This is a genomic window from Candidatus Gastranaerophilales bacterium (genome assembly GCA_028696075.1).
Taxonomy (GTDB): domain Bacteria; phylum Cyanobacteriota; class Vampirovibrionia; order Gastranaerophilales; family JAILCC01; genus JAQVHS01.
The window spans coordinates 87228-101117 of sequence record JAQVHS010000002.1; the positions used below are offsets into that span (position 1 = coordinate 87228).

The following is a 13890-nucleotide window of genomic DNA, read 5'->3' on the forward strand; positions in this document are numbered from 1 at the left end:
TTTATGGAAACATCAAACTTAGAAATTGAAAAAATAAAACAAGCTTTGTCTGATTTTGATAAAGCTACTTTATTTGATGCTAGTATTAAATTGCTTAATTCTTTAGGATATTCATCAGAATATAAAATATCGCACCTGAATAACCCACAAGTAATATATCAAAAGTTGAATTTTAATAAAGAAAAAGCTTTGTATTATAAATGGCAAAAAGCAAGTTTTTTATTTCAATATACAGAAGAAGCCTTAAATGAAAAGTTAAAAGAATACAAGTTAAAAATCTCAAAAGAATATGACCAAAATTATATTTTTATGAGTATTAAATTATCAGGTTTTTTCTATAAAGAAAATGAGTTAAGAGCTATTTCAAAAGAAATAAATAAATATTCTTTAAATCCGATAATTATTTTATTTAAGTATGGAAGAAATCTAGCTCTTACTTTTATAGAGCGTAGAAAAAATAAGATTAATGAAGAAAAAGATGTTTTTGGTGATACTTATTTTGTAATAACTGAGTTTAAAAATGCAACTGATGTTGATGCTAAAAAATTATATGAGTTTTCAGTTGATAAAAAACCGCGTACTGTTTCTATTACAGATACTCAAATATCCAATGTAAACAAACCTATTAAGCAAAAACTTAATATTGAAGAATCTAAAGAAAAATATGTGCAACAAAAATTTGATTTTGACATTGAATTAGAAAAAAAAGATGAACAAGAGAATCAAAATAAAGAAATTAATGAAAAAGATTTCTACAAAAAACAAGTCATTGAAGATAAAATAGATGCGGAAATTAGCATAAAGACCTTGGAAGAATATATTAAAAAGGCTGCTGAAAAGCAGGCTTATGACTTTGATGAAGAAAAAGACTTTTATACACAAGAACAAAAATCATATATAGATGATGTTGTTAAGACCTATTTAAAAAATATAGGCAAATACAAATTATTGTCACCAGAAAAAGAAATTGAGCTAGCCAAATATATTGAAAATGATGGAAAAATATCAAATCTTCAAGAATTAGAATTATTTCACAGTAATTTACGTTTAGTTATTTATGTAGCTAAAAAATATGATTGGCAATTAAAACACATGGACTTTATTGATATTATTCAAGAAGGCAATTTAGGGCTTTTAAAGGCTGTTGAAAAATTTGACTATACAAAAGGTTGTAAATTCAGCACTTATGCAACTTGGTGGATAAAACAAGCTGTAACTAGAGTTATTGCTGACCAAAATAGAATAATAAGATTACCTGTTCATATAGATGAGAAGATAAATAAAATCAGAATAATTTCAAGTAAAATGGAGTTTGATTTACAAAGAAAGCCGACAAATGAAGAGCTGGCTCTTCATTTGGGTATATCAGTAGAAAGATTAAATGAATTAAAAACTTATGATTTGTCAGTATACTTATTGGGAGATAACTTGGGTAATACTGATTTAACTATCGAAGATAATCTAGACGCTAAAAATAATTCTATATATGATTATGAACTTAAAGTTCGAAGAGAGACATTGTATAAATTATTAGGCTGTTTATCTCCTAGAGAGCGTGATATTTTAAGATTAAGATTCGGTCTGGACGATAGTAGAGAAAGGACTTTAGAAGAGATAGGTAAACTTTTTGGTGTAACTAGAGAAAGAATAAGACAAATAGAAGCTAAAGCTTTAAAAAAATTGAGACATCGTAGAAGATTAAGTTATTTAAAAGATTTCGTAGAAGAAGAATACTTGCATGAGAAATTATGCCCCACAATATTGTTTAAGACAAAAAATAATGCTACGTATATCCCTAGCGTTAAAGAAATTTTAGAAAAAATTATTGAAAATAAACCTGAAATTAAAAATCAAAAAGATGCAGTTTTTCAGGAATTTGAAAAAATAGCTTTAGAATGTGGATATGCTTATGAAGATTTCCCATCTTTATCAGCATTACAAAAACTATACGATAGGCTAACTAATCCTCAAAAAAAAAACGCAATTCAAAGGTTTTGGTATCTCTGAAAATAACAAAGCATATAAAGCACCTACGATATCTGTAAAAGAATTGGTTGAAATAATTGCCAATTTAGAACCTGAACTAATAGATGACGATAGACTTTTCTGTCATAGTAAGTAACCGCTTGGATTATAATTGTCGTGCATTATTTCAGATTTGATAATTGTTTTGCATTTTTCGGTGTCTTTTTTGAGTTGTAGCACTTTTGCAAGCACGCTCATAGCGAATGCCGTCTATTTAAAACCTACAAAACCACTTATTTTCCTTTTTCTGACGGTCATTTACGTTATCCTAATTTTTCAAAAATATAATCCCTGATTTTGGCAAAATTATCTTGGTTATTTTGGTCAAAAAGAACAGTGTTTTCATCTTTTCCTGCACCAAAAAGACCGCCTTTAGACTCATCACTGCCCGAAAAGATAAACTGAATAAAGCCTGCTGTAATATTGCCTGCCTCTTTGAATTGTAAGCCTGAAAGCTTATTTATAAAGATAGTCTTAGTACCGTCAAAGCCATGTTGCATAAATCCACCGAAGCCTTTTCTCGTTATATTAATTCTGTTCCCATAAACCGTAATTTGCCCGTTTTTGCCTTTTGCGTCTAATTGTTCTAAAATCAGTTCTTTCATTTTTACCTCTTTCCTTTAAAAACAGTACTATACCCTAACTGTTTTTTTGTTGTAATTAACCTCCATTTCTTTAGCCTGACCTACCTGTCTAGCCAACTTCGAAAATATCTATGAACTCTGATTTCGCGAAATCGAAGACGCCCTTATCCGTTATTTTTAATTCAGGTATCACTGACAGAGACAAAAACGCCATGGTCATAAAAGGATTTGGCAAGGTACAGCCGATAGATTTTGCTGCGTGGTTGAGTGATTTTGATTTTTCAAGTACAACTTCAAGGCTTTCATCTGACATAATCCCTGCTATCGGCAGGGCAAGTTTGGAGATTACTTTGCCTTCACTTACAACGACTTTGCCACCCTGTGATTTAACCAGTTCAACTGCGGCAGTCAGCATATCGTTGTCGTTTGTGCCTATAATTATCATATTATGGGAGTCGTGGGCGACGGTTGAGGCTATAGCCCCGTTTTTAAACCCGAAACCTTTCACAAAACCTTTTGCAATATTGCCGCTTGCCCTATGTCTTTCTATTACAACTATTTTTAAAATATCATTATTCGTGTCGCTTTGTGCTAAACCCTTTTCTGTTTTAATATTGCATATTTCAGACTTTGTAATAAGTGAATTTTTTATTATTTTTATAACTTTGGCTTTTTTATTTTTTGCCTCCATTTTAAAGTCCTCGGGCTCAATCCACTTTACATTTACAGAACCTCTTATTGAGGGTGTTTGCAGAGTATCTGTTTCAAAGATCAGTTTTCCTTCTTCGGCAACAATTTTACCGTCTTTTAAGACTATTTTAGGTTCAAAGTTCTCTAAATCATCAAATAGCGCTAAATCCGCACGATATCCCGGAGCTATTGCGCCTAAATTAGGAATTTGAAAATACTCTGCTGTGTTTAAACTTGCCATCTGTATTGCCTTAATAGGGTTTAAACCTGATTTTACAATGCTTTTTACCATTCCGTTTATATGAGGGGACAAATCTTCAGGGTGTCTGTCATCCGTTACAAGTATACACTTTCTTGTGTTTGAAGATAACAGCACAGGGGTCAAGGCTTCAAGGTCTTTGGCGGCGCTGCCTTCTCTTACCATAAGATACATCCCTTTTCTTATCCGCTCAACAGCTTCTTTGGGAGTGGTGCATTCATGGTCTGATGTTACACCGCTTGCGATATATGCACATAAGTCTTTGTCTTCAAGATAAGGTGCATGTCCGTCAATCCTTTTGTTTTTATCTTGTATCATTTTGATTTTTGCCATCACATCTTTGTCCATATTCAAAACCCCGGGAACATTCATCATTTCCGCCAGCCCCAAAACCCAAGGGCTGTCTATTAACATGGATAAATCATAAGGTGTAAGGTCAAACCCCGAAGTTTCATAAGGTGTGGCAGGAACGCATGATGGTAGCATTGTATAAACACTTAGCGGCAGTCCTTTTGTGGCTTCATGCATGAAACTTATACCATGAAGCCCAAGCACATTTGCTATTTCATGCGGGTCTGTGATTACCGTTGTTGTCCCTGACGGAACAACTGCTTTTGCAAATTCTTTCGGCAAAAGCATAGAGCTTTCTATATGAACGTGTCCGTCTATGAAACCGGGTGATAAGTATGCGCCTTTTGCATCTAATACGGTTTCGCCTTCATAGTTTGCGCCGACGCCGGCAATAATTCCGCCGAATATTGCAACATCATCTTCATGAATTTCTTCGGAAAGCACGTTTATTATTTTGGCATTTTTGATAACTAAATCTGCCTTTTTTTCGCCTTTGGCGACTCGTATAATTTTTTCTTTTAGCATGAGGGAATTATATCATATTTAAACGAATTTTAATAAATAAAAACCTTCTTATAGGTACTATTAATCGGTTACAATAGGTGCTTTTGAGCCAAGGACAACGCTTTTAGACTTCCATTTGTCTTGACTGACGGCAATTTATGTGCAATAATAGAGTTGTCGGATGTATTTTTAGTGTTATAAAAACCGACGCTTTTATATTTTTTATTGAAAATTTGATTTTGATTTTTATTGATAAATCATTTATAAGGTAACAAAAAGTTTGTATATATTAATGCAGTGGTAAATATTGTAAAAACAATATTCCATTTTGCTTACTAAAAAATTGTGGAATATAAGGAACGAATAAATGCTCAAAGACGTAATTATCCGAAGTAAAAACAGTAAAATCGAGAAAATTGTGAAAAAGATTTCTCCGAATGAAAACTTTGAGGTGTGGTTTGATTGGAGATGGCAGGTTAAAAATACAATTAAAACCGTAGATGATTTTGAAATGGTTTTGGGGATAGAATTTGCCCCTTATGAAAAATTTGAACTGATGAAAACGGCGCAGCAGTTTCCATTATCAATTACACCGTATTACTTGTCGCAGATAGATATAAATGACTATAAAAATGACCCCATATTTAAACAGGCATTTCCCAGCCCTGAGGAATTAAACATTACTTCTGCCGATATGCAAGACCCTTTGTACGAAGATGCGGATAGCCCTGTAAAAGGAATTACACACAGGTATCCCGACAGAGTCCTTTTTCATATAAGTAATAAATGTGCAATGTATTGCAGACATTGTACAAGAAAAAGAAAGGTCGGGGATGTTGATTTTATCCCTACAAAAGATGAAATTTTAGAGGGAATTGAATATATAAAACACACTCCTGCAGTGAGAGATGTTTTGCTCTCGGGCGGTGACCCTTTTATGCTGCCCGATGCTTTTTTGGACTGGATTTTGACAGAGCTTAAACAAATTTCGCATGTAGAGGTTGTAAGGATAGGTACGAGAGTTCCCGTTGTATTGCCATATAGAGTTACGGATGAGCTTATTGAAGTTTTTAAAAAGCATAAGCCTATCTGGATTAACACGCATTTTAATCACCCTAAAGAGCTTACATCAGATGCAAAAATAGCTCTAGATAAGTTATCTGATGCCGGTATTCCGCTTGGAAACCAGTCCGTTTTGCTTGCAGGGGTTAATGATTGTGTTCATATCATGAAAAAATTGGTACGCAAACTTGTGCAAAACAGGGTACGGCCTTATTATCTTTATCAATGTGATTTAAGTATAGGGTTATCCCATTTTAGAACCCCTGTTAGCAAAGGTATTGAAATCATAGAAGGCTTAAGGGGGCATACAAGCGGATTTGCTGTGCCTACTTTTGTTATTGACGCCCCGGGCGGCGGCGGCAAAATCCCGATTATGCCGAGTTATATGATTTCCTGCTCCACTAATAAAGTTATTTTGCGCAACTTTGAGGGTATAATCACTTCTTATCAAGAGCCTGATAAATATGAGCATAAATACTGTAATCTGGATTGTGATAATTGTGTTTTATCTCTAAAAATGGACCCGCAGGAAGAAGTTGATGCCGTAGGGATAAACAAATTATTATTTGATTCTAATGAGGTTATATCTTTGATTCCTAATGATATGGAAAGGATTGAAAACAGAAATAATGACTGATGAAATCATAAAAGTCCGAAACTCCGTAATACAGTACGGGAAAGAAAACAATCGTGTTTACCTTATGAAATTATCAAAGTCTGACTGTTCGTATATTTTAAAATATGTGAATAATTTGGCGTTGGAGGAAGGACTTACTAAAATTTTTGCAAAAGTTCCGACCTCTTTGCAGGGCGATTTTTTTAATGACGGTTATATACAAGAAGCCTTTGTTAAAAAATTTTTCAAAGGTGAAGAGAACTGCCATTTTTTGTGCAAATATTTTTCATCTGACAGACAGGAGTTTTATGACAAAGAAGAGATTGAAAAAATAAAGAAAATTTGTTTTGAAAAAGAGAGAGATTTTCAACCATTGAAACTTGATGGCAAATTTTCCATAAAACAGCTTGCAAAAAATCACGCAGTGAAAATGACTAAAATTTATAAGACAATTTTCAAAAGCTACCCGTTTCCGATTTTTGACCCCGGTTATATAAAAAAGACAATGGCGGAAAATATTGATTATTTCGGGGCTTTTTGCGGTAATTCACTCGTTGCCGTTTCATCCTGCGAAATGGATTTAGAAAATCTTAATTCGGAAATGACAGATTTTGCCGTTTTACCCGAATACAGGGGGCATAATATTGCTTATTACCTGCTGCAAAGTATGGAAGCAGCGGCAAAATCAAAAGGGATAAAAACTTTTTATACAATAGCAAGGGCAAAAAGCGCGGGAATGAATATTACTTTTGCTAAGAGCAATTATACATACAGCGGTGCTTTGGTAAACAATACCAATATTTCGGGAAGCATCGAAACAATGAACGTTTGGTATAAAAATATTTAAAAATCAGCTGACTTTTAACAATTCCATGATAGCTAAGTAATGCATTGCAGCGCCTGCTATAACAAACAAATGCCAAATACTGTGCATGAATTTGTATTTCAGCAAGTAAAATACTGCGCCCAAAGAATAAAGCAACCCGCCGCCTAACAGGAACCATACAACTAAATGACTTGTTGTTGTCCAGATTTGGTAGCACATAAATAATGACAGCCAGCCCATAAGCAGGTATAGTCCGGTTGACAGGTATTTAAACTTCAATGTCATGCAGGAAAAGACTATACCTATAATTGCCAGATACCAAACTATGGCAAGAAGCGCTATAGAGTGGGGAAACGGGAATACCAAAAGCAAAAACGGGGTATATGTTCCCGCTATAAGCATAAATATTGAACTGTGGTCAATTCTGCGGAATACTTTTTTAGCTGTTTCATTCACCATTGCATGGTAGCAGGTTGATGATTGAAACAGGATAAACATTGTTGCTCCAAATATGGTAACAGATGCTGTTTGTACGGGAGTTTTAGACGCAGCTGCCAATAAAACTATCCCGTATATAGCAAGCAAGGCTCCTATCGCATGAGAAAATGCATTGGCAAATTCTTCCATAGGGGTATATTTAGGTTCTTCTTTCATTTTAAATCTCTTATATCAGCTATTCCAACCATTATAACCCGCTAAAAAAGATTTTACAAAGGATTAATAATATATCAAATACGTTTTCGGCAGGTTTAGAATATGCTGCAATTTCTATTACTTGCTATAAAGGATAGTAAATCGGGCAATTGTTTCAATACTACAAAATTCTATGATGGTTATATATCTTAAAGTTGGGGATTCTATGAGGTATTTTTTTATTTGTTTACTTATATGTTTTTCTTTAATTCAACCTTGTAGAGGGGCAAATCAACTGTTTGAAAAAGATTTGGAACAACAAATAATCAATCAGGCATTAGCCGCAGAAAAGCATAAAGATTACAAATCCGCATTTTTTAATTTTGAAAAATTAATGTTCTACTATCCTGAGGACATAAATGCCATTAAAATTTATGCGGAATTTTGCGAACGGCATAACTATAACGAAAAGGGTTTTTTGCTATATTCAAAACTTTATGAAGTTACTTCAAAATATGAATATTTAGAAAAAAAATATTTAATGCAGGTCAGAATTTCGACAAAGCTTGATGTAACCTACTCTAAAATTATGAGTGATAAAAAACTTTCAAAATACTCAAAAACCCGGCTGGCAAAAGAAATTATTAAAATACTTGCCGGCTCCAAAAAATGGAACGAAACTGATAAAGTTTGTATGTCTGTTGAAGTTAAGGACCTGGATTTGAAAACTTTGCAAGAGTGTATGAATGCCGCTTCTTATGTTAAAAATGACCGTAGGAAATCAGCATATTATCAGCGGCTTGTTGATTTTGAACCCTATAATATCGAAGCCGTAAAAATTATTTTAGATTTAGAACCTGCATCCAAATCCCCTGCCACCCACGAGAAATATTTAAAAAAATTCCAATCGCTCAGCCCGAATGATTTTGGTATCGGCTATAGGCTTGCAGGGTTTTATGAAAGTCAGGGACGTTTTAAAGAAGCTAAAAAAATTTATGAAGAGCTTATAAAAAAAGGAGATAACAGTGAACATCTAAAGACAAGCTATGCAGCAGTATTAAGGATTTTAAACGAACAGCGCCTGAGAAAAAGTTCCAAGCCTCAGCCTGAAAACAACAAGCCTTATGTTCCGACCAAAGAAGACCTGATGTATAAAGCTATGGAAGATAAAGATTACAAAAAGGCCCAAAGTCTTGCAGATGAAATACTGCTAAAATCACCTGATAATTTAAAGGTTCTTAAAGCCCGTTCCGATATAGCCTTGGAGCAGCAAGACTGCAAAAGCGCAATTATCTGTCTTGAAAAACTCAAATCACTTAACCCGTCCGGTTTGAATGAACATGATAAGATGACACTTGCCTATTGTTATTCTAAGACAGAGAATTTTAATTCCGCCCTTTTGATAATAGAAGAGCTGCTGCAAGAAGGAAAGAGCCAAAAGGCTTTGCTGCCTAAGGCGATAGAATATTCGATGGCGCAAAAAGATTATAAAAAAGCAAGGTCTTATCTGAATCAATTGCTGCAATCAGAACCTGATAATGAAGAAATACTTAAATTGTCAGGGGATTTGTATTCTATGGAAAGCAGGTATGACTTAGCAATTAATACATATTTGAAGTTGGTAAAATTATACCCCAAGTCTGAATATTATTTTAACCTCTCCGGTTTTTATATGGCGGTTAACGATTTTCCAAAAGCTAAAATTGCGATTGAAAAGGCATACAATTCTCCTGAGCGAAATCAAAAAATCACTCGGGAGTATTTGCATATATTAATGACTTTGAAAGATACCCAATCAGCTTATAAAGTCGCTGTAGAAAATAATCTTTTGCAAACAAAAGAAGGGTACGAAATTCAGGGTGATATAGCCTTCAGAGAAAAACAATATTCTCAGGCAGAGAATTATTATAAAAATGCCCTGAGCTTTTCCAAAGAGGATAAATTTTTAAAAAACAAGCTGGCAGATTCCTACAGAGCGCAAAAAAGACACAAAGAAGCAAAGGAAATATACCAATCTTTTTTGGAGGAAGATTTAACCGACAAAGAAGGTTTGATGGGAATGGGCTATGCCGGAGTGGAACAAAGGGAGTTTAACGAAGCCAGAGGATATTTTCAGAAAATTCTCGATGAAAGCCCCGAGGATATAGATGCCCATACCGGTATTATTAATTCTTACAGCGCTTACAATGATTTTTTAAATGCGCTTAAAGCAGCAAGGCAACTTCCTCAAAACGATGAAACTGATTTTTTAAAGGCACAAATTTATTATGATATGAGATTGTTTAATAAATCAAAAAGTTACATAAAAGATATCAATACTCCCGATGCCGAAAAACTAAAACAGGCTATAAAAAGGGAAAGAGCTTATATTATTACGCCAAGCTATTCATTCTTAATACAAACCCTGTCCGAAGAATTTAAGTTAAACGCGAATAAATGGGGTGTTCATGCTTCAGCGCCTATAGGCAAGAACCTTAACTTTTTTACTGATTATACTTTGTATTTATATTCGTCCGGAGTCTTCCCTCCATATAACAGAAGATATACTAATTTTACCAACGAAATCCGAATAGGCGCAGAAGGCAGAGTATCAGAGCATCTTGAACTTAAAGCCGATATAGGAGCTAAAATATTCCAAAATGCAGGTGCTATGTTAAACACAAACAGCTGGCTTAAATATTACGTAAATGACAAATTTAATCTTAAATTGGGTTTTTACAGAGATAACCTTGAACAGTCATATCTTTCTGCGGTAGGTTTTGATATAGACGGCGCTTTTACGGGTCAGGTTGCGGATAACAGGCTTTATTTGGAATATGAATACAGACTGCCTAAAGAATATTATGCATTTGGCAGACTGGGCTGCGGCATTATGGATGCACAAAATCTTCCAAATAACCCTTATTTGGAAGGAATGGCAGGTTTTGGAAAGCTGCTTTATCATGATTTTTCCAATCCGAAACATAAGAAAAAATTATCTTCAAATTTAGTATCTTATAATGCCGGCTGGAGAGATAATTTGCTCAATCTCTACGATAAGCGCGGTAATTTGTACGGCGGATATTGGAGTCCTGCTTTTTTTACGGCTAATACGGCAGATTTACGCTATGAAGGGATATATAAGAATAAATTAACTTACGGCGGCGGGGGATTTGCCGGCTGGCAGTACGCCCAAAGACCTTCCCAATCAATGTTCGTCTGGGGAGCGGAGGTTTATGTGGGTTACAGGCTAAATGACCATGTGGATTTTAATACAAACTACAGGTACTTTAATTATGCTGATGTCCAACGTAATCAATTCGGCGTTAATATGACGATAAGGGGGTTTTGATGATTTTTTACTTCAGAAGAATTTTTTATATTTTTGTTATCTTTGCCGGTTTTTTCCTGTTTTCTGCCTGCTCAGGCTCCAAACAGTTATCTTTGAAAGAACAGTATGAAAGTTACAAACATCATTATATTACACGTGACGGACGTATTATTGACCCTTCAAGAAATAATGTTACTACTTCCGAAGGGCAGGCATATATGCTTTTGCGAAGCGTGCTTATGAATGATAAAAAAACTTTTGACCTTGTTTTAAAATGGTCTAACAATAATTTAAGACGCAGGGATGCTTTGTACAGCTGGCTGTGGGGAGAAAATAACTACGGAAAATATACCGTTTTAGATTATAACAATGCATCAGACGCAGAAATGGACATATCTTTTGCGCTCATTTTGGCATATGAAAAGTGGAAATCCCCTTATTATTTAGACTTGGCGCGGCAAATTTTGTACAGATTATGGGATACACAGATAATCAATGTTAACGGTAAAAAGCTTTTAGCCCCCGGGATAGTTCAGGCTCAAAATCATGATATGGAGTTTAACCCGTCTTATTTTTCACCGTATTATATGAAAAAGTTTCAAATATACGATTCTCATCACAATTGGCGCAGTGTGGGAGATGATATGTATTATTATTTAACGGAAGTGATGAATGCTACTGCAACGGGTTTGCCGCCTAACTTTTTCAGCATAAAAGACGGGAAGGTTTTTATTTCATCGGACAAAAAAGGGGATTTTTCTTATGATGCAATAAGGGTATTTAACAGGATATTATTGGACTATAAGATGACAAAAGATAAAAGAGCCTTGCAGGTTTTGAAGAAGTCTAAATTCTTTATAGACAAATGGGAAAAAGGCAAGCCACTTTATATAAATTATCAGGCTAACGGAGAGCTTAGGGATAAGGACAAGTTTGTAGGCGCTGCGGCTATGATTTATCCTGCAATAAAGCTTTATGATGAACATACGGCAGAAGAGATTTATGAACAGGAAATAAAATCTTATCTGGAAAACCCTTATTATTGGGCTTCTAATAATGATTATTACGGCAAAAATCTGTTATGGTTCGGAGAATATGTAGATGAAATCAAATAAAGACAAACATAGACATCATTTTTTGGGGCACCATGGGTTTATATTTTTCTATATGCTTCTGGTTTTTGGTCTTTTTTATATAGGATGGCGCTGGCTTTTTACGCTTAATTTAATGACTTCACCGTTTACTACTTTTTGGAGTTATGCTCTTCTTTTTGCTGAAGCTGTAATTATGTTTGTTTTTACAGGTTTCAGTTTATTAATGATTAAAGCCGATGAAGTAGAACCCGCTAAAATTGATAATAAGCTGCAGCAGGATTATTATAAAGATTTTTACCATAACGGAGAGCTTATATCTTTCAAAAATTATAAACCGTCTGTTGATATATTTATCTGTACCTATAACGAAGATGAATATATCCTTGTGCCTACTATTATGGCAGCGAATAATATAAATTACCCCGACAAAAAAGTTTATGTTTTAGACGACGGAAACAGAAAAGAAATTAAAGAGTTATGTAAAAAGCTGGGGTGCAATTATATAACAAGAGATAAGAATACGGATTATAAGGCAGGAAACATTAACAACGCTCTTGCCCAAACAAACTCTGATTTAGTTGTGGTATTTGATGCTGACCATAAGCCTGTATCTACATTTTTAAGGGAAACAGTTTATTATTTTGCTGATGAAAGTGTAGCGTTGGTACAGACTCCTCAATATTTTTTGAATTTGGATGCTGTTCAGAAAAATCTTAATATGCCGAATTTTTTATCTAATGAACAGGATATATTTTATAATGTTATGCAGCCGGGATTAAGTAAATTTGATGCGGTTTTTTGCGGCGGAACCAATATTATCATCAGAAGAAAAACACTGGAAGACATAGGCGGATTTCCTTCAGGCAGCGTTACCGAGGATTCTCTTTTAGGCTTGATTTTTCACGCAAAAAAGCTGAAAGTTATTTATTATAATAAGCCGTTAGCGGTAGGGATTGCCGCAGGAAGTTTTAACGAATATATGCAGCAGCGAAACAGATGGACAAAAGGCAACCTGCAGATAGTTAAAAACCCTGCAAACTGGAAATATTATTTGCATTTGAATTTCGGACAGCTATTCTTTTATTTTTTAAGCGCGTTGTATTTTTTAAACCCTGTTGTAAGAATGATTTTACTTTTGACACCTGTTTTTTTTCTGGTGTTTAATGTTTCAACAATCTTGATAGTATTTTATCAGGTGTTTTTATTTCAGGTTTCTTATCTTCTGCTCAAATTTATATTTCTTTTTACCGATAAAGTCAAAAGGGGCAATGTTTTATTAGCGGATATGTATGAGCTTATCGTTTCTATATTTAATTTGGGTGTGATTTTCAAGACTTTGTTCCTGCCTAAAAAATTGCAGGATTTATCTTTTAGGGTTACAAACAAAAATATAGAGTTTAAAAATAAAAATATCAAGTACAAGGTAGTGTTAACTATTATTCTTTTTGTTTTGATTTATGCTCAGATACAGGGTGTTTATGACCTTATATACGGTAATGTATATAGCGTTCCTGCAGTATATGTTAATTTATTTTGGAATTTAATGAATATTATTATGATTATTATGGCGCTCAGGGTTGTTTTTGACAGAGATGAAAGCCGCAAGTATATAAGGCTGCCTATTGATAAACGTATAGTGTTGACTGATTGCAAAGGCAACAAGTATGACGCAAGAGTGCTGAACGTTTCTTTGGGCGGTCTAAAGTTCGTCAGCGGCAGCGAATTCAAAGACCCTGCGGTTTGTGCGCTAAAAGTTGAAATGAACGGAATTACAAGGCGTGTCAATCTTTTAAGCAAGCGATTAGGCAGTTATAGAGGTGTTTATATGAAAAAAATCCTGTTTAGGAACTTAACAACAAGAAAAATTCATATATTAAATAAATTTATTAATTTTGCTTTTGAAAAACTTAATATATCATAGGTATAATAAAAGAAT

At 34.2% G+C, this 13890-nt stretch carries 9 protein-coding genes; 6 read left to right on the top strand and 3 right to left on the bottom strand.

Annotation, left to right across the window (positions count from 1 at the left end):
* The first annotated feature begins 3 nt into the window (after positions 1-3).
* Complete coding sequence (locus PHX18_01870; GenBank protein MDD3593353.1) at positions 4-2007, top strand: sigma-70 family RNA polymerase sigma factor; 2004 nt, start codon at positions 4-6, stop codon at positions 2005-2007.
* A gap of 281 nt (positions 2008-2288) precedes the next feature.
* On the opposite strand, the gene PHX18_01875 is transcribed toward PHX18_01870, so the two are convergent.
* Both PHX18_01875 and ade read right to left on the bottom strand, forming a co-directional pair.
* Complete coding sequence (locus PHX18_01875) at positions 2289-2630, bottom strand: hypothetical protein (GenBank protein MDD3593354.1); 342 nt, start codon at positions 2628-2630, stop codon at positions 2289-2291.
* 88 nt (positions 2631-2718) lie between these two features.
* Positions 2719-4434 carry an adenine deaminase gene (gene ade / locus PHX18_01880; protein ID MDD3593355.1) on the bottom strand — a complete coding sequence of 572 codons (1716 nt, stop codon included), beginning with the start codon at positions 4432-4434 and terminating at the stop codon, positions 2719-2721.
* A gap of 346 nt (positions 4435-4780) precedes the next feature.
* Between ade and ablA the strand changes: the two genes are divergently transcribed.
* Both ablA and ablB read left to right on the top strand, forming a co-directional pair.
* Positions 4781-6112: a lysine 2,3-aminomutase gene (ablA, locus tag PHX18_01885; GenBank protein MDD3593356.1), complete on the top strand. Its 1332-nt coding sequence runs from the start codon at positions 4781-4783 to the stop codon at positions 6110-6112.
* Positions 6105-6938, top strand: coding sequence for a putative beta-lysine N-acetyltransferase (gene ablB / locus PHX18_01890; protein MDD3593357.1), 834 nt, complete (start codon positions 6105-6107; stop codon positions 6936-6938). The genes ablA and ablB overlap by 8 nt, the downstream gene beginning before the upstream one ends.
* Positions 6939-6941: 3 nt before the next feature.
* Here the strand turns inward: ablB and PHX18_01895 are convergent, their stop codons facing one another.
* The gene (locus PHX18_01895) at positions 6942-7571 is read right to left on the bottom strand and encodes a hemolysin III family protein (GenBank protein ID MDD3593358.1); all 630 of its coding nucleotides are present in this window, start codon (positions 7569-7571) and stop codon (positions 6942-6944) included.
* A gap of 289 nt (positions 7572-7860) precedes the next feature.
* Here PHX18_01895 and PHX18_01900 point away from each other — a divergent pair, with 289 nt between their 5' ends.
* The 3 genes from PHX18_01900 to PHX18_01910 are packed head-to-tail and all read left to right on the top strand — an operon-like array spanning position 7861 to position 13875.
* A complete protein-coding gene (locus PHX18_01900) occupies positions 7861-10881 on the top strand; it encodes a tetratricopeptide repeat protein (GenBank protein ID MDD3593359.1) in 3021 nt (1006 codons plus the stop codon).
* The gene (locus tag PHX18_01905; protein ID MDD3593360.1) at positions 10881-11975 is read left to right on the top strand and encodes a glycosyl hydrolase family 8; all 1095 of its coding nucleotides are present in this window, start codon (positions 10881-10883) and stop codon (positions 11973-11975) included. Before PHX18_01900 ends, PHX18_01905 begins: the two co-directional genes overlap by 1 nt.
* Complete coding sequence (locus PHX18_01910) at positions 11962-13875, top strand: glycosyltransferase (GenBank protein MDD3593361.1); 1914 nt, start codon at positions 11962-11964, stop codon at positions 13873-13875. The genes PHX18_01905 and PHX18_01910 overlap by 14 nt, the downstream gene beginning before the upstream one ends.
* Positions 13876-13890: the final 15 nt, after the last annotated feature.